Annotated in this window: 18 protein-coding genes; 5 read left to right on the forward strand and 13 right to left on the reverse strand. The window is 49.6% G+C overall.

From position 1 onward, the window contains the following. Positions 1-81: 81 nt before the first annotated feature. From yaaA to AC1VOR_RS18300, 4 genes are read right to left on the reverse strand one after another with little or no spacing between them, the layout of a single operon-like run. Positions 82-822, reverse strand: coding sequence for a peroxide stress protein YaaA (yaaA, locus tag AC1VOR_RS18285; protein ID WP_482619904.1), 741 nt, complete (start codon positions 820-822; stop codon positions 82-84). Between the two features lie 21 nt (positions 823-843). Next, positions 844-1,593 (reverse strand): ABC transporter ATP-binding protein, encoded by a 750-nt coding sequence (locus tag AC1VOR_RS18290; protein ID WP_482619906.1) that lies wholly within the window; start codon positions 1,591-1,593, stop codon positions 844-846. Positions 1,594-1,601: 8 nt separating this feature from the next. After that, the gene (locus AC1VOR_RS18295; RefSeq protein WP_482619908.1) at positions 1,602-3,917 is read right to left on the reverse strand and encodes an ABC transporter permease; all 2,316 of its coding nucleotides are present in this window, start codon (positions 3,915-3,917) and stop codon (positions 1,602-1,604) included. Then, positions 3,914-4,558 (reverse strand): TetR/AcrR family transcriptional regulator, encoded by a 645-nt coding sequence (locus AC1VOR_RS18300; protein WP_482619910.1) that lies wholly within the window; start codon positions 4,556-4,558, stop codon positions 3,914-3,916. The genes AC1VOR_RS18295 and AC1VOR_RS18300 overlap by 4 nt, the downstream gene beginning before the upstream one ends. A gap of 197 nt (positions 4,559-4,755) precedes the next feature. Here AC1VOR_RS18300 and AC1VOR_RS18305 point away from each other — a divergent pair, with 197 nt between their 5' ends. Further along, on the forward strand, positions 4,756-5,322 hold the full coding sequence (locus tag AC1VOR_RS18305; protein WP_482619912.1) for a DUF4256 domain-containing protein: 567 nt from the start codon (positions 4,756-4,758) through the stop codon (positions 5,320-5,322). A 131-nt stretch (positions 5,323-5,453) separates the two neighbouring features. On the opposite strand, the gene AC1VOR_RS18310 is transcribed toward AC1VOR_RS18305, so the two are convergent. Continuing rightward, positions 5,454-8,450 (reverse strand): glycoside hydrolase family 48 protein, encoded by a 2,997-nt coding sequence (locus AC1VOR_RS18310; RefSeq protein WP_482619914.1) that lies wholly within the window; start codon positions 8,448-8,450, stop codon positions 5,454-5,456. Between the two features lie 13 nt (positions 8,451-8,463). Continuing rightward, positions 8,464-11,205, reverse strand: coding sequence for a glycoside hydrolase family 9 protein (locus AC1VOR_RS18315; protein WP_482619916.1), 2,742 nt, complete (start codon positions 11,203-11,205; stop codon positions 8,464-8,466). A gap of 279 nt (positions 11,206-11,484) precedes the next feature. Between AC1VOR_RS18315 and guaD the strand changes: the two genes are divergently transcribed. Together guaD and AC1VOR_RS18325 are read left to right on the forward strand one after the other, a co-directional pair. Further along, positions 11,485-12,852: a guanine deaminase gene (gene guaD / locus AC1VOR_RS18320; RefSeq protein ID WP_482619918.1), complete on the forward strand. Its 1,368-nt coding sequence runs from the start codon at positions 11,485-11,487 to the stop codon at positions 12,850-12,852. 35 nt (positions 12,853-12,887) lie between these two features. Next, positions 12,888-14,240 carry a uracil-xanthine permease family protein gene (locus AC1VOR_RS18325; RefSeq protein ID WP_482619920.1) on the forward strand — a complete coding sequence of 451 codons (1,353 nt, stop codon included), beginning with the start codon at positions 12,888-12,890 and terminating at the stop codon, positions 14,238-14,240. A 71-nt stretch (positions 14,241-14,311) separates the two neighbouring features. On the opposite strand, the gene AC1VOR_RS18330 is transcribed toward AC1VOR_RS18325, so the two are convergent. The 6 genes from AC1VOR_RS18330 to AC1VOR_RS18355 all read right to left on the reverse strand — a co-directional run bounded on the left by AC1VOR_RS18330 (position 14,312) and on the right by AC1VOR_RS18355 (position 19,691). Further along, a complete protein-coding gene (locus tag AC1VOR_RS18330; RefSeq protein WP_482619922.1) occupies positions 14,312-15,079 on the reverse strand; it encodes an alpha/beta fold hydrolase in 768 nt (255 codons plus the stop codon). 77 nt (positions 15,080-15,156) lie between these two features. After that, positions 15,157-15,384 carry a hypothetical protein gene (locus AC1VOR_RS18335; protein ID WP_482619923.1) on the reverse strand — a complete coding sequence of 76 codons (228 nt, stop codon included), beginning with the start codon at positions 15,382-15,384 and terminating at the stop codon, positions 15,157-15,159. A 175-nt stretch (positions 15,385-15,559) separates the two neighbouring features. Next, positions 15,560-16,168 (reverse strand): hypothetical protein, encoded by a 609-nt coding sequence (locus AC1VOR_RS18340; RefSeq protein WP_482619925.1) that lies wholly within the window; start codon positions 16,166-16,168, stop codon positions 15,560-15,562. A gap of 46 nt (positions 16,169-16,214) precedes the next feature. Further along, positions 16,215-17,798, reverse strand: coding sequence for a hypothetical protein (locus tag AC1VOR_RS18345; RefSeq protein WP_482619927.1), 1,584 nt, complete (start codon positions 17,796-17,798; stop codon positions 16,215-16,217). Between the two features lie 42 nt (positions 17,799-17,840). Next, on the reverse strand, positions 17,841-18,548 hold the full coding sequence (locus tag AC1VOR_RS18350) for a DNA alkylation repair protein (protein WP_482619929.1): 708 nt from the start codon (positions 18,546-18,548) through the stop codon (positions 17,841-17,843). A gap of 126 nt (positions 18,549-18,674) precedes the next feature. Next, on the reverse strand, positions 18,675-19,691 hold the full coding sequence (locus AC1VOR_RS18355; protein ID WP_482619931.1) for a carbohydrate-binding protein: 1,017 nt from the start codon (positions 19,689-19,691) through the stop codon (positions 18,675-18,677). Between the two features lie 392 nt (positions 19,692-20,083). On the opposite strand from AC1VOR_RS18355, the gene AC1VOR_RS18360 reads away from it, so the two are divergent. Together AC1VOR_RS18360 and AC1VOR_RS18365 are read left to right on the forward strand one after the other, a co-directional pair. Next, complete coding sequence (locus AC1VOR_RS18360) at positions 20,084-20,509, forward strand: MarR family winged helix-turn-helix transcriptional regulator (protein ID WP_482619933.1); 426 nt, start codon at positions 20,084-20,086, stop codon at positions 20,507-20,509. A 39-nt stretch (positions 20,510-20,548) separates the two neighbouring features. Beyond that, positions 20,549-21,187, forward strand: a complete 639-nt coding sequence (locus AC1VOR_RS18365; protein WP_482619934.1) for a nitroreductase family protein — start codon at positions 20,549-20,551, stop codon at positions 21,185-21,187. A 102-nt stretch (positions 21,188-21,289) separates the two neighbouring features. Here AC1VOR_RS18365 and AC1VOR_RS18370 read toward each other — a convergent pair whose 3' ends face one another. Beyond that, positions 21,290-22,027: an SDR family oxidoreductase gene (locus AC1VOR_RS18370; protein WP_482619935.1), complete on the reverse strand. Its 738-nt coding sequence runs from the start codon at positions 22,025-22,027 to the stop codon at positions 21,290-21,292. Positions 22,028-22,061: the final 34 nt, after the last annotated feature.

The raw sequence follows: 22,061 nt of genomic DNA on the forward strand, positions 1-22,061 counted from the left end.
CCCAACTTATCGCTCATTTTCGCTTTCTGCCGTCCAGCCGAACCCCCCCCTCGCCTTCAGCGAGGGGGGCATGACTGTATATTATTGAATAAAGACATAAGTATGCTCATCGGACAACGTATTATTATACTTAAACTCCATCCGGTCGAAGTGCTTGATCTCTTCAAGAGATGCAATCTGACGTTCGGTCATGTAGCGAACCATTTCCCCCCGGGCCATCTTGACCAGCGCTCCCTTCTCGACGACCTTGTCGCCAACAAGCTGGCCGAACACACAGGTCACGAAGCTAATGTTGTCTTCCAAGTAGGGGGTAATGCACTTGCTATATTCCTTGGAAGCCAGATTAACGATGCAATCGGTCTCGGAGAACAACGCATCAGCCAGCCTTCGGCCCCAAAATTCATAGAGAGAGCGGAATCCCGGCCCAGCGAGCTTGGCCTGCATCTCCAGTCGATAGGGTACAACACCATCAAACGGTCGTAGTAATCCGTAAAATCCTGATAAAATACGCAGATGCTCCTCCAGATAATCAAGCTCCTGCTTACTGAACACGCCGGGTGACATATATTGATATTGAATACCTTCATAGGAATAAATCGCCGGGGTCAACCTTTCCGTTAGCTGCATTTGCCGAATCCGTTCTTCGTTTAACTGTGCAATAGCATCATTACATTTCCAGAGGGACTTGAGCTCATCATAAGACATCCCTTGAAGTTGTTGCAGCAGTTGCTCTGTCTCGGCCAGCCACCCCGGCAGTTTACGATAATCCAGAATATCCGTATCGGTATTCATCTTCTTGGCAGGTGAAATAATCATTCTCATGAGGCTTCTTTCCTTCTCCTATCATATTCCGATTTCACGCAGCTTCGCCGTAACGGCTCCTATTCTATCGTCCATACTATGACCTTCGTATTTCGATAGACGCATCTCACTTACAATGCTGCCGTCACGCATGAACAGGATACGCTGCGTTCGCGCCGCTACCTGGGCATCGTGCGTAACCAGCATCACCGTTGTGCCCTCCGCATGGATATCAGTGAAGATGTCCATGATCTCTTCGGCCGATCTGGAGTTCAGCGCTCCGGTGGGCTCGTCACCAAAAATGACCTTGGGGCTCCCAAGCAGGGCACGACAGATGCCCGCCCGCTGAAGCTGACCACCGGATACCTGGGTTATATCACGCTTCTCCAGTTCCGCAATGCCCGTCTTGCTCATCAGCATTTTCGCTCTGGCGATGATAGATGCTGCATTTTTCCGATTCTCACGAATACCAGGCAAAATAATATTGTCTATTAAATTCAGATTCTTCAGCAGAGTAGCCTGCTGAAATACAAATCCCATCTGTGTTCTACGCAGGCTGGCAAGCTCTTCGCTATCCAGAGCAGATAAGTCCCTGCCGGCAAAGGATACCGTCCCGCTGTCCAGATAATCCATGCCGCTAAGTGCAAACAATAAAGTCGACTTACCGGAGCCGGAAGGTCCCATCACCGCCACGAACTCGCCTTCGCCGATCTCTACCGATACGCCATCCAGAACACGGCGTCGTTCCTCGCCTGCGCCAAAGGCTTTGATCATATCATGACCTGTAATCATGTGCATGTCTACTCCTTTATATGATCCGATATTTGAATTTTTCCGGCTCCCGACGTGCCGATCAGCGTCGCTGCAAGGACGGTGCCAGCCATCATAAGCGGACAAAGCAGATACGCTGACAAGGGGTCAATCTCGAAGGTGAAGGAAGAGACGCCCAGCGAAGAGACCACTGCCCCCGCCAGTCCCTCACCCACGGTATTAGCCAGAAGCGTTCCCGCCACCAGCCCAAGCACCAGTACGCAGACTGAACGCCAAACATATTGCAGACCAATATCCGAGTTCGTAAAGCCGATGGCTTTCAGAACAGCGATAGCATACCGATCCTTCAGGACCAGCATACGCATGAATAGCAAGGTGACCAGCACCATGATGACTATCGCCACCACTATCGCAATTCGTGCAGCCATGCCAATCGAGTTGACCGTGGAACCGAAGGTCTGATTCATATATTCAGCTAGGCCTGAGATCTTCACATCACTGAATTTTTTTGTCAGTTCAGCCACCTTGGCATTCGTCAATGACGGGTCCTGCAACTCCACTCCGATAACGCTCCACATGATATCCACTGATGGTGCAATGAACATGGCCTTGGCCGTCTTGCCCCCATTGGTAACATCCGAATAAATCCCGGAGACCGTCAGTTGCCGCTCCTGTCCCTGGATAACCAGGCTAAGCACATCGCCAACCCGCTTCCCCAGCTCGCTCCCGTTAATCACAGATAACGCGATTTCATCCGCGGAGGCAGGCGCTCTCCCCTCTGCATACTGAACAGGAAATACCGAATGATCGCCAAGCTCGATTTTCAGCATTTCCGCAGCCCCGTCATCCCGTCTAACCTGGAAGCTTTGAGTGGTTAGCACCACGTATCTGGCAATGGAACTGTCCTCGTCTAACATCTTGGCAATCTGCTCCGCTCGTTCGGCAATATCCTCGTTCTGCTGAATATCAATTCGCAGATCACTGTTCCCAATCCCCATATATGTGGCAAATCCCTCCGAAGAGATGGTATGGTGCAGATTTTGCGGCACAAGAACGATAAAGGCAGAGAGAATAAGGACGGACAGCATAGTGGCATAGAGCCTCTTTCTGGAGAATACGTCCTGAATTCCGAGGAATGCATTGGTGCCAAGTAATCTGTTGCGACTTAAGCTAAACGCCTTCGCACCGGAGGAGGAGGCTGCTGCACCAAAGCGCAAGGCTGCTGCGGGGGAGATGCTTCGGAAGCGTCGCAATACCCCGTTCACAAAGGCGATGATAGCCAGTACCAGGCATACAATACCGATGATTCCGACCAGAACTGCCCACATTGAATTTCCGCTGTCCCCCATATAAAGCCGAATATTCTTCAGCAGCATGCCTTGGAACATAAGTGAGAGAAGGTACCCTAGCAGGCTGCCTGAAATCGCAATCGCGGCGTACTTAGCCAGATACATATTCTTGATATCCGATAAGCGCAAGCCGATGGCCTTCATCACTCCAATCTCCCGAACATCTTCCTCCATCTTGGCGAGCAACGTGAACCGGATACACATCAATGCAATTGCCGTCACCAAGGCGCTGACCAGAACAATAACGGCAATCATCAAGCCATCGGACATGGCATTGAGCATTCTGAATAACGGATAGGTAATCATAGGACCGCCTGCTTCCAGCCCGGCTGAGGCATAGGTTGCTTCAAAGGCCCCAAGCTCCGACAAGTCCTTTAATCTGAATTCAATCAAGTATTCCACACTTCCGTCCCTCTGTATGGCTGCATAATCATTGGCACTGATCAGGAAGCGCTTGGAGGAAGCCAACATCGCATTCATCTGTGAATCGCGCAGGAATCCGGCAACGGTGAACACCTTCCCCGACACCTCGACTCGGTCGCCGAGTGCAGCCGTTCCATCCTTCATATAAGCAATCGGAACATAAACCTCACCGTCCGCAGCCTGAATGATTCTCCCCTCCAAATCAAGCAGATAATCAAATTGGCTGCTCTGCGTGACAAAGCCGTTGTCCTGAACGCTGCCGGCAAGCGACTTGCCATCTATCACAATCCGCGCACCCTCCATGTTCAGAAATTCCAGCACCTGAAATTCATCCACCTGGCTGTTCTGCTCGGCAAACGTCGTAATTCGCCCAACATCCAACGATCCCGAGTGCATCTGCAGGAAATGGGGCGTCTTCGCCTGTGTCATCAGCGTATCGATGGCACCGGAGAGATGAACGGCCAAAATTGCCGCAAGCGACACCAGCATAGCAGCGACAGCGACGAAAATCGTGGTGGTCACCGTGATGAATTTGCTCCTCATTACATCGCTCTGAATCATTCGGTAAATCATGAGCCACCGCTTTCGTTCTCGAACATCCGCATCACAAAGTTGGCCAGGCTGCCGCTGTCAGCACCAAGCAGCCGTTCCAGGTTGAACACCAGCGCCTGAACACGCGTAGCTCGTTCTTCCTCGTTCATCTCCACCATATCCTCATCGAAGATAGTGTTGGCATAGGCCACCACCATCTCCATGCATTCATAAGGAAAAGGAGTACGGAACAGCCCTTGCTGAATCCCCTCCCGGATGAGATCGGCCAGGATCGGGGTAAGGCCCTGAAGAATGGCCTTCTGTATTTTCTGGTGCATCAGAGCATTTTGCGGCTTGTGAATATGCTCCATAATCTGCTCGTCGCTGGGGCCGCTTAAATTAAGCGCCAGAACAACACGGGTAATACGCTCATACACGGCAACACTCTGATCGGAGGCAACTTCCCTTGCCGCGCTAAAGAGACGATGGTTATATCGCTCGATCAGGGCGTCCATAATATCCTCCTTGGATTTGAAATGATAGTACAGCGTTCCCCGTGCAATGCCAACCTGCTGCAAAATATCATTGGTGCTCGTGCCATCAAAGCCCTTCTGCCCAAACAACTGATCCGCCGCATCTAAAATTTCGTTCTTGCGAACCTCTGCTTCTTTGGAAACTCTCATCGGATGTCCCCCTTGCCCTATATATATGCTTCTTCCATCTCACCGACCGACTGTCTGTCTATAATATAATTATCTCATCTCAAGCTGTCAATAGGCAACCCGAGGAGCAGGGATTGTACAGGTGCTGTTTTTTGGGTAAACTTCTATCAAGCAGAGCTAAAGAACCCATCGCTTGAAGCACAAAAGGAGGACTCACATTGGCCAATAAGAAGGATGCATTATCTACAGAGCAAACTGCGGAGCTGCTGGGCCTGTTAAAGTCCCGGTTTGAGAGCAACATAAAGCGGCACACGGATCTGGACTGGTCGGCCGTGCAGGCCAAGCTTGAGGCTAATTCCGATAAATTGCGAGTCATTTATGAAATGGAAAATACCGGTGGTGAACCGGATGTCATTGGTTACGATGAGGCATCAGGTGAATATATCTACTGCGACTGCTCGGCCGAAAGTCCAAAGGGCCGTCGCAGCGTATGCTATGACCACGACGCGCTGAATGCCAGAAAGCAGAATAAACCTGAAAACAGTGCCATGCAGATGGCTGCCGAAATCGGTATTGAGCTGTTAAATGAGAAGCAGTACCGGGAACTGCAGCAGGTCGGACCGTTTGATGCCAAAACATCAAGCTGGTTAAGAACCCCTGATGACATTCGCAAGCTCGGTGGCGCCGTCTTCGGAGACTACCGCTACGGCCAAGTCTTCCTTTATCATAATGGCGCAGATTCTTACTACGGGGCTAGAGGCTTCCGGGGCTTGCTCAGGGTTTAGAAGATATCCATTTGAGCGGGCAGTCCAAATAAAAACACAAGCAACGGCAGGCCCCGGCGCATAGTGACATGCGGCTTTAGGACCTGCCGTTGTTATTATCTTAAATAGGTGCTAGCGTTACTACCTATGGGTTAGGGCTCTATGCCCCACACCAGGCTACTGCCAAGATAAGCCGTCACCTTGTCCCAATCTGCATAAGAGGTCTTTGACGCATCGCGCGAATAGTCATCCGCTTCCGCATAATTGGACCAATCCGACTTATTGATGCGAATCTGGATCTCCCCGGAATCTTGCCCCGGTGCCAGAGTCCCGGCATTTGGAGCAAAGGCTATTTCAAAATAGTAGTCTGCTCCCGGTAACGCAGGCTCCAGCTTGACGAAGCTGCCACTTACATTCCCGCTGCCCAAGACTGCATAGTCGACATTGAACTGCTGAGAGGTGTCCCCATCAATCGTATAGTAATAGCGTACCTTCACATCACTCAGCGATACAGTCTCGGTTCCGTTGTTCACCACCTTGAATTGTGCCCGAATCTGGTTATCGTTCTCTCCCGTATCGTCCGTACGGTACTGGACCTTCAATTCGCCGGTCGGAATTGGCTTGGAGTTCGGCGTGGCACTGACTTCGGCCGAATCCGGGCTGCTCCCTACTGCATTAGAGGCGCTAACCACATAGTAATAGGTGGTATCATTCACTACGTCAAGGTCCGTGTAGGCGTTGGTACTTACTGTAGCGATTGGGCTGTAGGCTCCGCCGCTCACCTCGGCACGCTTGACTGTATATTCTTCCGCCCCTGACGACTTGCTCCAAGTCAGTTCAACCTGGGCATCCCCGGAGACGGCCTTCAAATTGGCTGGAGCTTTGGGAGCCACTGGCTCCACGGGACCTCCGCCTCCACCTTGGATCAAGCGGGCATATTCAGCATAGGCTGTGGCCATGTCCACTTGAGACCAGAAGCGGTGGTAGACGAATTCAGGAGCTCCGTCGTCCCAGGTTTGGGTTTGCGGATTCCATGAGTTCGTATATTTGTCCAACAGATATGCCCACTGCGAATCATTGACAATGTTCGGACGAACGTCCGTGTAGCTGGCATAGACACCATTGCCGCCTTTCGATGGATCGGATGGTACGGTGGCGTTGCCTGGAATGGTATTCCCTTGACCAAATGTCCCCGTCCAACCATCAGGGAAATAAATCTCCTTCGTGAAGTAACGGTTGTAATCGCCACGTTCTTCGGTCGTGACAATGCCGATGCCGTCATTGTAGTTCCATGCCGTATCCAGCAAGGACTTGGCCAGACCTTCCGCCTGCGATCCAAGCGCTGTGAAGTTGCCCTCTTCAGCCTTGGTAGCTGCTGCGTAGAAGGTAAGCGCCTTGATATAACTGCCAAGCACGCCGGTATCTTGACCTGGATTCTTCGTGACGACACGAAGATCAGCGTTACCGGTGTGATTGCTAAATCCATTCCAGTTGTCCGGCTTACCGGACCATTCCAGATTGCTAGGAATCCAGAATTCACCCGGAGCCGAGACGTTAGCGATTTGCGGATCGTCTCCCCCCAGTACGCGATTCCCTTGCTGATCCAGATAGTAGCCATCGCTATCGGTTACGGGGCGGCTGTCAGTGAAGACGTAATCCATCGACCAGTCCACCCAATTCTCCGTGATTTGCTTGGCCATCTGGAAGTTCTCCGAGGTGGTATCTCCACCGGATGCCAGGATATAATAAAGCTCCGCAATACGTTCTACACCCCAGGCCTGCATACCGAACCAGTTGTTGGATGGAGGATCATGATATACTGGCGCATCGTCATAAGCCATGCCATAGAAGGTGCTTGTCCCGGCTGGATAAGCTTTGTAGGCTCCATCATAGCTGTTGGTCGCTCCGCCGGCAATCGCTCCTTCGTTAGACTGCAACCACGTATAGAATTCCAACTGGCGTGAGAGTGAAGTCGCCCAGTCCTGACCGGCTGTTGGGGAATTCGGAATCAAGCCACTGTCAGGATCCGAGAGGGCATATGCGGCAACCACGTTCTGATAGCCCTGATGCGCGTGACTGGCTCCAATACGCCATGCCCAATTGCCTGTATTGCCAAGGCCCCCGCCCCATGCGGTGTACCAGGCCATCAGATAATGGCTGGCGTTCTTGCCGTTGCCTGCGGAGGGACTTCCGTCTGCAGCGCTGCCGATTTCCTGAAAATACTTGTCATACATGCCGTAGCGCAGATAATCGCCCATTTTTTTGGCTTTTTCAAAATAGACCTCATTGTCATAACCAAGCGATTTGGCCCAATAGATGGCCTGAATTGCACGCGCATCAGCATCGGTAGCGTTGGTGTAGCGCCATTGAGCTGCCGGAGCATTCGCCTCCTTGGTGAACAGGGACATGAAGCCCTCTCCTGCCTTGCCAAAGCTCTTGTCATCCTGCGAAGGATGCGGCACGGCTTCCCATACCGATTCCTGCTCCCCTCGCTGGAAGGTATTCACATAGGTAGCCGTATGAGTTGGATTGAGCAGATTGCCGTATTCATACCAGTCGTCCACGTCGACAAGCCAATGCATCAGATACGTCTGATTGTTCCCGTACGTGGCCTTGAGTTCAGCGTCTAACGGGTCTCTCCCCGCCGCATATTGTCCGCTGAGCTGGCTCGGATATTGGTCCGGCTGACTATATTCCGCAGCATAAGTAGCGGGGCTGTTCGGATTATAGTAGCTCATGGTCGGCTGCTCTTCCTTGCCGTCGCCTTCATTGACCGGAATGATGTATTTCTCCATGTTATCCCAAGCCGACTCAAGCGGCTCCCAATCTCCCGTGTAATGCCCATACAGCACCTCCAGCCACAGCCAGTAGCTGTATGCCTCGGAGGTCGTCATATGTCCATAATCCGGTGCTTCACTGATCAAGGTCTCAATAGAATGATAAGGTATGCCTTCTTGGGAGAAATAGCCGTTGCTTGGGTCCTTCAACTGGGTGTACAACTGCAGAAAGCGAGTCTCCTCAGGCGAAGCCGCCTGAGCCTGCGTAGCCGAGCCGAACATTCCTCCTGTAATAAGTGTGAATGTCAATGCCGTCGATAACAGGAATGAAGCTGGTTTCCTGAAAACCCTGGACAGTATCACTGCAATCATCCTCTCAAATAGATTAAGGTTCAATTCCCCACACTAGAGAGCCGTTCTGGTAGAGGGTTACTTGGTCCCAGGCAGCATAGCTTTGCTTGCTACCATCGTACGAGTAATCATCCAGTTCATTGTAGTTGGTCCAATCGCTCTTATTGATGCGAATTTGGATGTCGCCTGTGCTTGCGCCCGGCGCCAAGGTACCTGCAGCTGTGCTGAAGCCAACTTCGACGTAGTGATCAGCACCGGTCGCCGGAACAGGCAAGCTGACAAAGGTCCCCGTCACATTGCCGCTGCCAACCGCAGCATAATCACAATGGAATTGCTGGGCCTGCTCTCCATCAATCGTGTAATAGTAACGCAGCTTCACTTGATTGAGGGGGATGGCTTCATCCCCATGATTTTGAATGCGGAATTGCGCCCGAATTTGATTATCTCCGGCCTGGGTATCGCTGGTGCGATACTCTAGTCCAAGATCACCTTCCACCGGAGCAGGAACCTCTCGCGGCTTGGCACTGACCTGGCTCGAAGGAGAGCCTTCGCCTACCTCATTTCTCGCTGCAACAACATAGTAGTAAGTTACATCGTTAGTCAGACCGGTATCGGTGAACGATGTACTGGAAGTCACTTCAACTTCGGTATAGGGGCCGCCGCTCGTTTGTGAACGTTTGACCACATACTCATCCGCACGACTTACCGCATTCCATGTCAATTGGACAAATCCGTCTCCCGCCGTTGCCGACAATCCCCGGGGAGCCGCCGGTACGGACGGGCCTGGAGTTCCTCCGACAGATGGAAGCTCGCCAAACACTTGAACTCCTGCATCAAACACCGGAATATAAGGCGTCTTGACTGGCGATGAGCCAATCGTGGATAAGCCTTGATAAGAGAAGTCATTACTGTTGTCCCAGAAGGTGGTATTCAGCGGAGCTGCAATCCGGAACTGTACTTCCTTCCGAAATGCGGATTGTCCGCCTGGATAAATCGAGGTTCCCGTAAAATCAACCTCGGTATAATAGATATGGTTATCCTCATCAAAGGGCAGCAACTGCGATACAGTAGCTCCTTGATTGTAACCACCAGCCGTGACGGTTACATCTTGCGGGCCATACCCCGCTGCAATTACTTCCTCCAGGTCAAGATAATAGCGGAAGGACATATCGCTGCTGGCACGCGCCGGCCAAGCTGAACGATTGTTGAGCAAAGCCCGAATCTCAATGAAATTGTTCCCGCTGGCGTTGACCGAAGCCTCAACAAACATCTCGTCTTCACGGACCTCAGGTGCCGGGAACGAAGCCAGCGGCTGATCACCTTCACCATGCAGAAGCATCATTTTGGCCAATGCTCCGGTAAATCCACCGTTGTAATCAGTAGCTACCTCATTGGAGACATAGTCGCTAATGGAGTCTGTATAGGCATCCGTAACGGACGGGCCTCCCACCAACGCTCCATAGAGAATATGACGATGGTTAGCCGGCTCATTCTGGCTGTCGCTCCAGGAGCCGTGAGAGGTACGGTGATGCGGATGCTGTGGGCTATTGTTGCCGTAGCCGATCACATAGCTGCTTTGTCTCGGATTATCGCCCAGCATATATAAAATTTGTTGTTCTGCAAATGAACGAGTTGTCTGCTTGCTCACAGGATCACTGACCCAATCGGAGTAAACAAAGGCCAGAAATGCCTGATTGGCAGCATATCTTAGCGCACCCCATTGATCCAGGTGAGCCAGTCCACCAGGTGTGTAATTGACGCGTTCGCCAGTCCCGCTCACCCCGGTTGTCCAGAACTGCATGCTCTTCTCGGTCGATTGGACAAAGCGAGGATCATTGGTAATCCGCGCCAATAGCAGTTGGGCTCCATAATGCTTGTCATCCCAGGCATGGGTCCACTTATAGTCCCAGTCGCCCTGCTGATTGGTTCCCCACTCATCACTAGCCGCAATCGCCTGATCCAAATAATCTGAATCTTCGGTAGCCAGATAGAGCCACACAGCCGCCCAGCTTAATTCATCGGCATACCCGCTCCAGGATTGGTAGAAGGCTCTGGCATCCGTAATGCTATCTGAGTATTTGCCCCGGTACTGGTCCGCGAACTGATACAGTTCCTTCGCGTGCTGAAGCAGCAAGGCAGAATAGCTTGGATCGCTGTCCTTGAAAATAATCGAGGAAGCAGCCAGCGCGGCAGCCGTCTCCCCGGCAAGATCGGAGCCCGGATTCGCAGCATCGATCTTGTAGGCTGGCCGAGCCATCGGCATAACCTCTGCCGGTCCCCACCAGTTATGGTCTGCTGTGCCATTGCCTACCTGTCCCCATAGCTCGTTCGGTGCCGTATGGGCTTTGATGAAATAATCCGTAGCCCAGCGGATGTTATCCAGAATTTCATCTAGCTGACCCGCTTCTTCATAGCCCTCGCGATACTCATACACCGACCAGGCGAGCATGGTCGCGGTGGCGGCCATCGGGAAGCCAAATTTAACATGATCCCCGGCATCGTACCAACCGCCCGTAAGATCAATACCTACGTCTGCACCATCCTGAAGCCCTGAATTCCCGCGCCATTCCACCCGGTTATCCTGCGGTAATACTCCTGAACGCTGCGCCTCATAGAAATAAATAGATTTTTGCAGAGCCTCCGCATAATTGTAATCGGAAGCCGAAGAAGGCGATGAAGTAGAAGCCAAGGTAGAACTTGTCCCAAAATTCATAGATGTAAGCGCTAACAAAATACTGAGAACCAACACGCTTCTTTTCTTGAATCTTTTACCCATAACAGTTGACTACTCCTTTCTGAGTAAAGGTGTCTGACCCAAAGCTTCTACTCACCTCCTGGATTTAATAGTAGAGGAGCGTTTCTGTTAATTTTTAGTAGAATCGGCTCCTGTCCATAATATATCATATAATGCTAATAAATTACATAAATAACAGTAAATTTACTGTAAATTTTTGTATCACTATTGTCGACATTCGTCTTTACCTATAGACTAATCACTTTTTGCGGATTATAATAGCAAACAACCCTTTTAAATACGAACGTTAAGGCGGTAGAGATGGAACAATATATGCAATTATTTCAAGGAACTGCTTTTTCCAGTCAATCTCCCAAACAAATTCAAATTTTAAGAGATTACTTGTTTGCGGTGAACGCCGACGGAATGATCGCGAAGGTAGTAGCTCCAGAGGACGAGGAATACCAGCCTTTATTGAAGGCTTATGAAGGCAAAAGCAATTTTCATCGCTTGGCTGATGGCCAATATTTGTTACCCGGATTCATCGACTTGCACGTACATGCCCCGCAATGGGCGCAGTCGGGTACGGCTCTGGACATTCCCCTCTACGAATGGTTGAATACGTACACCTTCCCGCTGGAGTCCAAATTTGCGGATTTGGATTTTGCCCGTCTCGTCTACGAAGACCTGGTCAGCACTTTACTGGCGAACGGGACAACCACGGTTCTGTATTTTGCTACGGTCCATCAACAGGCCAGCATATTGCTGGCCGAAATCTGTGCGAGACAAGGACAACGTGGTCTGGTGGGCAAGGTCGTGATGGACGACCCGGCACAAACACCGGATTATTACCGCGATGGGAGTACCCAGGCCGCGCTGGCGGATACAGAGGAATTCATTGTCGCCGTCCAGGAGCTGGCCAAGACGGTGAAGCAAGGCGTCTACCCTGTCGTCACCCCTCGCTTCATTCCTAGCTGTACCGATGAGGCCCTGCAAGGCCTGGGTCAGCTTGCGGCCAAATACGATGTCCACGTGCAATCTCATTGTAGCGAGAGTGATTGGGCTCACGGATATGTGAAGGATCGTTGCCATAAGAATGATGCCTTCGCACTGCATGATTATGGCCTGTTACGAGAGAAGTCGGTCATGGCCCATTGCAACTTTCTGGAAGAGCCTGATGTAGAGCTCTTTGCAGAGACCGGAACGGCGATTGCTCATTGTCCAATCTCCAATGCCTATTTCGCCAATAGTGTTATTCCGGTCGCTCACTTCCAGAACAAAGGCGTTGATATCGGCCTCGGTACGGATGTTTCCGGGGGCTTCTCGCCCAGCCTGTTCGATAATGTAAGGCAAGCCGTGATGTCGTCAAGAATGCTGGAGGATGGGGTCAACCCTTCCTTGCCTGCTCATGAACGCGGCTTACCCCTATCGCGAATAACGATTGATGAGGCCTTCTATCTGGCTACAGCCGGGGGCGGCGAAAGCCTGAGTTTGCCCATTGTCCGTATTCAGCCGAACTATGCATGGGATGTGCAGATTGTCGATACGAAGCTACCTCCCGCCAAACTCCCTATTTTTGATGAGAACGAGGACTTACACGGAATTTTTGAGAAGATCATGTATCTGGCTAGACCTGAGAATATCCGCGAAGTATGGGTTCAGGGCGAGAAAGTTCATTCCCGGCAGTAAACTAAAAAAATAGAAAATCAGAGGTGTGCACCACAGTGAAAACAGAAGCCGTCAATTCCTCATCCGCAACATCACAGCAACTCACCGTATTGCCCGATCAGAAAATATCGTTTGGCAAGTCCGCGATCCTGGGCTTACAGCATGTATTGGCCATGGACGTGTATGTCGTTCCTTTCCTGATTGCCATGCTGATCGGCTTGCAAGCAGACCAGTCCGGCGCATTGATTCAGTCCACATTCATCGCCGCAGGTCTGGCTACGATTGTCCAAAGCTATTTCTGCATGAAGTTGCCCATTGCTCAAGGTCCTTCCTATGTTCCACTTGGCGCCATTGTAGGTATTTATGCCGCCAGCGGCGGTGGACAGCTTGGTTGGAACTCTGTGCTGGGGGCCAGCTTGATTGGGGCGGTCCTTGTCATTCTGCTGGGCATGACCGGTGTCTTCAACAAAATCGTCAAGTCCTTCATCCCGCCCATCGTCGGAGGTACGATTATATTTATCGTGGGCCTGTCTTTGTTGCCGGTAGCTATCCGGGATAACATCTACGAAGCAGCCGATGCGTCGATCAATCAAAATGTTTCCTTGGCGCTAATCTCTGCCGGTGTACTGCTATTCTTTGTCGTGCTAGGCGCGTTACTGGGAAGCAAGGGCTCGCTATTCCGCATTATGTCCGTCATGCTTGCGCTTGTTGCCGGATGTATAGCCGCTAATGTCATGGGTGTGCTTGATTTCTCGGCCGTCGCTCAAGCCAAATGGTTCAGCATGCCGCAAATTCCTTTTGCCGACTTCGGCTTCTCCTTTAACTTCTCGGCGATCATTACTATGCTGATCATCTATCTGGTGCTGTTGGCGGAGACCACAGGTACCTGGTTCGCTGTCAGCAATGTCATCGACAAACCTCTAACAGATAAGCATATTAATCGAGGGGTGATTGGTGAGGGGATCGGTTGTCTGATTGCTTCCGTGCTGGGTTCGACCCCGGTAACAGGCTATTCCACTAATGCTGGCATTATTTCTATCACCGGGATTGCCAGTCGTCGGGTCTTTCTGGCTGTAGGTGGATGGTTCGTTATCTTCGGCTGTTCAAGCAAGCTGGCCGCTCTAATCGCTTCTATCCCGACGGCTGTCATCGGTGGCGTCTTCTGCATCGTTTGCGGAATTATTGCGATTAATGGGATTCAGGTCATGAAGAAGCAACAAATCGGGGAAAAAGAGATGTACACCATCGCCATTCCGATGATTCTCACTCTGGCTTTGGTGCTTATTCCAAAAGATTACTTGTATTCCTTGCCTACGTTTGTACAATACCTGTTGGGCTCGCCGATCCTGGCTGCTGCTCTGGCCGCGATCTTGCTGAACAAATTCCTGCCGGGTACGAAAACCGCATAACTAAAATGGCATTAAACAGGAGTACCTGTAGAACATAGATGATGTTCTCTACGGGTACTCCTTTATTTATCTTATGGATTCAGTCCTTGCATCCAATCCTCCATGGCAATAATCACCTGCTCTAGCTGCTCTTCCTCGTGAAGCGCAGGGACCTGATCTCCCTTTTGCATTCCATAAGAGCCAAATTGCCCGTGATTGCCCCCCTCTATACTGATGTACAACGTATCCTCCGGCAAATTGACTTTAGACTCTGCCCAAGCTTCCTGGTTCAGAACGCCATCCTGACTGGCCGTAATTTGCAAGGCTGAAAGGTTTAGATCCTCTAACGAGCCCGCGGCATCTGCATAAGAAGCCAGGAAGAACACTCCAGCCAACTTGTCGCTATGCTCAGCCGCATATCTCGCTGCAAACACCCCACCCAAGGAATGCCCGCCGATAACATAGGACTCGCCTTGGTGCTCCGCCAAGAAAGCTTCCGCCCGGTTCTGACCGAAGATGGCCAGATTTAATGGCATCTTCGCCAAGTATACACGATGCCCGAGTCCGGCAAGCTGCCTGGCAAACGGCGCATAGCTCTCCGGCTCCACCAAGCCCCCGGGGTAAAAAATAACGTTCGGCTCAAGCACATCCGCGCTCACCGGTTCAAATTTATAGCCGTTCTTGATCTGCATTACTTGGACCTGCTCATCACTTTCCATCGCTAGCTTGGCTGCATCAGAGGGCTCATAAGTCTTCGCATCTAAATAAATGAACATGCCGCCTATGACAACCGCAAGTAGCAAACATGCCCATAATATGAATTTAATCCATTTGGGTTTCGGTTTCCGTGATTGGTTCATGAGAAGGCTCCTTTTTTATACTTTTACAAATAGAAAACAAAATAAGTCGCCTTTCAGCGACTTGCCTCTTGGTTATCTTATTTCTTTTCGTTATCGTCATCTTTCCACTTCATGTTTCGAATTAAGTACCCTCCAAAAAATCCTATCATACCAACATATAAATAACGTAAGAATGTCTCTTCTCCGAAGTTATTAGTATAGCCAGCAATGCCTACTATTAGTAACACTAGGGCAATTAACCGTTTTGATTGCTTAGAAAAGAAAAATGCTTCTATTTTATCCACGATTTTTTCAAATCCATTCATGATTGACCTCCGAGCTATAATCGTTATCCTTTAACTTGAATTCGACTAAATATCTGTTTCTCCTTTTTTTCAGTTCCTCATCAACATGTTCCCTGTTCACTAATCAAGTCCCAATTCATGGATTACTGCAAAAGAAAGACCAGCCTCACCAGGCTGATCTAAAAAATAGAACTATTTACTGTAATGTCTTCCGTTCAGGCTGAGGGGACATGACATGAATTTGCAGCAAATAATCGCCCTGCTCCGTTGTTAGCAGATTTATTTGCAGGCTACTGCGGTCCGAACCTTCCCAGGTGATGTGTTCCACTTGTCGTGAAGAAGCATCTGCCTGGTCTAATACTGCTAAGTTGTTAGTCATAGGCTCAGGATACTCCTTGGTCAAGGCCTTCAACTCTCTGCCCATTTCAATGAAATACTGATCATCAGATGTAATAAATAAATACTCACCGGAGACGAATTGATCATCTGTAAAATGATATACGAGCATTTGCTTTACCTTGGCATCCAAAGAGAGGGCGCCTTCCACAAGAAGTCTATCCGTTTCCTCAGATTGAATAGCAGCTTGCTGCTGTTGATCAATGACGTCCTGCTTGGATATTAACCAGGGCAATCCTTCAAAAAGGAATGTCCCATCCTTACTCGTCTTTTCTATAAGCTGCTTCATGTCGCCTTCAAGGGAAGCACTACCTGAAAGAGGCCGTTCAGTCTGACTACAACCGCTTACAACCAGCAATACACTAACAAGAGAAGTCATGAGGAAAGCCAACGTTTTAGATTTAATCATGCTTTACTCCGTTCCCTTCCATATTTTGAAAACTTACAATTCTACTTTAACGTAAATATCCTTTCTTGCGCCAGTAACGAAGGGCAAATTTATCATCACCAACTGGCTCCCCTGCCAGCAACCTTTGGTTGGCATTGAGCAGTTCCTGCTCGGCCAAATTCAGCACGCGCAACGCACGACGAACCAAAGCCGCATTCGTATGGCTGATGTCCTCCAACACTGCTTCTTCATGCTGTTCATGCTGTATCTCCACATACGACCTGCCGTCGAGCCGGGTTCTAACCGTATAGAAGAAGCGTTCTGTCCGGGTGTCCTCCTCTTCTGCGGATGCATCCACGTACTCACGACCAATCTCAAGCAACGCCTCCATCGGCTCGCCTTCACTTTCGCCATTCGCCTGCCGAAATCCGAAATACCAGTTGCCAAGCCATAAGCCACAGCGGTCATCATCCTCATAATCGTCATAAGGCTCAACTAGTGGCAGGGCAAGTAACTGCGAAATACGATCAGCGGAAACATACTGCCCGGTATTCCATAATAAAGACAACTCACGCAGCAGAGACTGCCAATATGTCGGAAGAAGTTCTGCCAGTTCAACGTCTCTGTTAGCTTCATAATTTTGCCACGGTGCATCACTCACATCCATCTTACGCCACTGTATTCCCAGCGTCCCTTCCGGACTTCCCTTTCTTTGAGCAGGAAGCTCAATGATCACAGCCAACTGTTCATCCTGCTGAATGTATACCCCCTGATACGCTAATGCTCGGGTTTCCGGGACCAATCCGATGGTTAAACGATAGAAAAAATCAGTAGAGGTATCCCACCATTCACGGTGAAAGATCATCGTCTGACTCTCGTTCTCCTCCGGTTCTTCCGGGCTTGCTGGCATCAGCGAGGGAGCCGTTGCCATATCCAGAATTTCAGGTGCTATAGCTACACTGGGAAACACAAGCTGCTCCAGCCCTTCAAACTCCAACACGCCCCGATTCTCCGGTGGCAGAAAGCATGGTTTACCGGCACGCAAACGCTCAATTAGCGGGGTACGATCCAATAGTTGCTGGCCTTCATACTCGTACAGACAATCCGGATCAAACCAGGTAGCTAACGTGCGACCATCCGGATCCTCCCTCAGACTGGCCTCCTCCCATTCCTGCAGATGATACTGCCAAGTCGATGGTCCATGTACGGTGATTTCATAATCCTCCGTTTGAAGACACACTGTAGCTGCCGCTGCACCCTTTACCGTAAGCAGACCATGATTATAATCTCCCCAGAGCAACTCCTCTACGGTCAGATCGCCTCCAATATAAATTTCCTGTCCGCCCACAATCAGACTTCTGGCCTGCATATCCCCAAGCACAACTAACGAAATCGCTCCGTCTGTAATCTCACTGTATACGCTATGATCCACAATCAAATTTCCTGTAATGATATACAACAGCACGTCCTCTTCTTCAACAGCCAAATAATCCAGCGAAAGCTCCCCAAGCCTGAGGTCACCTTCATATAGCAAAGCATCTCCTTCATACTCTGCTCCCCCAACGCTATCTTCTGACAGCAAATACAAGCTGCCGGGTGGTATGAGATGAACTGCATCTTTCAAATGGATCTTGCGAAAATTAACATCCATGTATATGCCCCTCCCTGCTACGTTCAGCATCGATGTATATTTTTAGCATCTGACATATCTTCGCTTGAATCCAAGCTGCCCTCGATCCAATGCCTTCTGAATGACTTCCGATGGATTGAGAAATTTGCTATTCCCCTTATCCTTTCGAGTTTCTACCAGACCGACTTCCTTGGCTGCTTCAACAGCCTGCTCATGCAGTGGTTTGAAAGAAATGGCCACCGTAGATATGAAGTTGCTCATCGCATGTTTTGTACGTTCGGGTGCATCATGAATCGTTGTTTGTGCCACTTCAAGCATATGGGCTATTTTACTGCCCGTAAATTCACTGTCCGGGCGACTACCCAGCAGCCAGCAATAACAGCTCCACCCTGCTGACATTCTTAATTCTTCCCCGCTAGCAATCCACTGATCGGCCACCTTCTGAGCAATCTCCGCTTCCGACAAGGTTACGGCAACTAAATAATCGGATAGCATATAGAAATAAGCTCCCTGTATCCATCGCTCAAAATCCGCTTCCGTCATGGCCTGTGGATCTGCAATAATGCCAGCAAAGTACATAGCATCATAGTTGCCTGTGGCGTAAAGCTCATCTGCCAAGGCTTGATCATACTTAATGATCTTGGACATGGGCTTCATCTCGCCTGTCGCTACGCCAAACAAAGGCTCTCGGGCACCATTTGAAACATATCTTTTCTTAATTCGTTCCTTGCCAAGTGCTTCAAGCTCTTGCATTACCGATTGCAGATTCATAGGGATCACTTCCTTAGGAGTAAGAATGATGTCATTATAAACCAAGATGTCATACCCTCTCAAATAAAAAACCGCCTTCACTCGATGGTGAAAGCGGTCTGTAGCTTATTTATCCAATCTTATATACTAGTTTCTACCACCATAACTCTTGTATGTGGCATACACAGAATTGGCATACTGATCAGCCAAAATAGGGCGACCGTAGGAGTCTGTAGCTCCCGGATACCAGTTGTCTCCGCCGTTGTAGCGCAGTAAGCCATTATATATGCCGCCGAATCTATTAATCTTCTCTTCCAAAATTAATGCACCCATGCATACTTGATCTTGTTCACTACCATGATTATATGCACGGCCAAATCTTGAGCTAAACTGTGATAAATAAGCATTACGTGTGTTAGGCTCTACCTGCATCAATCCATCGCCGGCCGACGGGCTGCCTGGCAAGCCTGCTCCAAAGCTGCTTTCCTTCTTGATTACAGCACTCAGCAATAACGCAAAATCTCCACCTTTACCAAACTTATTGTCCACATTCATCACATAGTTCCAGATGTGACTTGGAACTTCACCAGGCTTGGTTACCGTAGAAGGTGAACCGGTGAAAATCTTAACCGAGGACATTTTGTCATTGATCGCACTGCCAACCCAGGAGGAGCTTGCCGTAAAGGTCCATTTGGTGCCTCCAAAGTTGTCATTCTCGTAAACTTCCACCGTCCAACCGCTTGGAACTTTAAGCGACGACATCCAATCATTTGGAATTCCATTTGCGTTCAACTGAGATAGCGTATAATTGCCTACCCCAAGGGTTACAGCTTTCCCGCCATAGTTGATATCTGCATAGAAGATCGCTCCATTTGTAGCTGGAGGTGGAGGTGTAGTTCCGCCGCCACCGCTCCCACCACCTTGTTGCCATAGAGCAGGAACATTAGATGGCTCCCAACCTACCAGGGAAGTATGGGACTGAAGACAAGTGTACGTGCTGCCACTGTAAGTTACCGTATCATTTACGGCATAGGCCGTATTTGGAGCCCATGCTCCTCTTGCTGCCGCACTGGCAGATGGTGGAATAGCCCCAAACGTAGATAGGAATATCGCTAAAACCACCAACAGAGAGATGCCTTTAAAAGAGAACTTCTTGCTTTTCATTTTCAAACCTCCTTGTTTTTATTAATCTGCAACAAGCCTATAGGCCTATCACAGGTTGAAACCGTACTATTTCAATGCATATGAATAAGCACGATAACAATCATCCAAGGTTCGACATAGGTTGACATAGTCTTCACCTTCAACCAAAATTTTCGTCAAAATGTCTTAATTTTTTACAAATTTTTTAATTAAATTTATAATTCTAGCAGGATAAACATATTATTACAATTCAGATGATATATTAACATGCAAATAATTCCAATAGGATGAAAGACCTAGTTTCATTTGAAGATTTTCTTTTTAATGACTTGCTTTTTTTCAGTATATAGACTATATTAATTGACATGTCAATCATTGAGTCATCAAACAATAGCGGAAAAGGGGGATTGCAAATGTGTCCCGTTACACCCGAAACGTCCATTATGGAGAGGCTGCAACTGTTAAATAATCGAATTGGGGCTGCTTATTCCGGGTGTACCGGTCTTAGTGCCTCCCGCTTCCGGTTGCTGCAAGAACTGTTTGCTTCCGAAGAAATAAGTCAGACCGCGCTGCAGAAGTCGCTTGGAATTGACGGTGCTGCCATTACTCGTCATTTGAAGCAACTTGAGGCGTTAGACTTTGTTAACCGACGCAACAGCCCCGACGATAACCGGGTTACTCTCGTCCAGCTTAATGAGCGGGGGCGAGAACATATCCAGAGTTTCGTAGAGGAAAACTCCCGCCTGGTTGAGGGACTACTGGAAGGCTTCGATGCCGAGGAACGTAAAGTTTTAGCGGATATGCTGGAACGGATGCATCACAACGCCGAGACCCTTTAATGTAACTACACCATTTTCTTAGAAAAGGAGCTGTCTCCCATGAGCAGTGTACAAACAATTCAAGATTTTCAGGAAGTCCTTAAAAGTCGGCGATCTGTCCGTTACTATGATTCCTCCGTTAAAATCAGTCGGGAGGAAATGACACAAATGCTAGAAGAAGCGTCATTAGCTCCTTCTTCAGTCAATTTGCAGCCGTGGCGATTCGTCGTTATTGAAAGTCCGGAGGCCAAAGCCAAGCTACTTCCGCTGGCAAAATTTAATACCAATCAGGTTGAGACTTCCTCCGCCGTAGTGGCCGTATTCGGGGATTTGAACTTTCCTGACTACGCCGAAGAGATCTTTAGCGATGCCGTTAAGCTAGGCTACATGTCGCAAGAAGTTAAGGATCAACGTCTCGCTTCATACCTGCCGCTATTAAACAGTATGCCTGTTGAGAAGAGACGCGACTCCGTCTTGATTGATGCGGGGCTCGTATCGATGCAGTTTATGCTGGTGGCTCGGGCCCATGGTTATGACACTAACCCGATCGGCGGGTACGACAAAGAACAAATCGCTGAAGCGTTTGGACTTGATTCAAAACGTCACTTGCCAGTGATGCTGATCTCGATTGGCAAAGCCGACAAAGCTGGCCATCCATCGAATCGCCTCTCGGTTGCCCGCACGACGGAATGGCGTTAAGCAATACGTAACACCCTAGCATTTTGCGTAGTAGTTTTCACTACACAGCACACCCCATGACATGATGTCATGGGGTGTACTTCATTTTGTCGTACTATTAGTTTAAGCCGGATGTCCCGTCGCACGCACAATCAATTCATTTACATCCACTTCCGCAGGCTGTTCAAGAGCATATGCAATGGCCCGGGCTATGCCTGAAGCAGGCAAAGGGTTATCTCGGAAAGATTTCATCATCTCGCGTGCCGATTCATCCGTAATGGTATCTGCCAGTTCAGATTCGGTAACTCCCGGAGAAATAACCGTCGTACGGATGATGGCACCCATCTCCTGACGCAACCCCTCTGTGATTGCCCGAACTGCAAACTTGGTGGCGCAATACACCGCTGATTTCGGGAAGACCATATAGCCCCCCACCGAAGAAACATTGATGATATGACCAAAATTCTGTTCCTTCATCACGGGAATAGCAGCCCCGATCCCGTGCAACACGCCGCGAATATTGACATCAATCATGCGGTTCCATTCCTCGACCTTTAATGCATCAAGTGATGACAATGGCATCACGCCTGCATTATTGACGAGGGCATCAAGGCGTCCGAATTGATTCACGGTGAACTGTACAATCGCTTGCATCTGTTCCAGATCCGTTACATCAAGGGAATGGTATGCCGCTGTTCCTCCTGCATTTCTAATCTCCTCTGCCAACTTCTCTAACCTATCCGTCCGTCTCGCACCGAGCACCACCTGCGCTCCCCGTTCAGCGAGCCATCTGGCGGTTGCTTCGCCGATGCCGCTGCTGGCACCGGTAATAAGCACTACCTTGCCTTTTAATCCAGACATGCACATCGCTCCTTCATCGTTTGATTGAATTATG

It is taken from the genome of Paenibacillus sp. 1SOY10 (genome assembly GCF_056836745.1).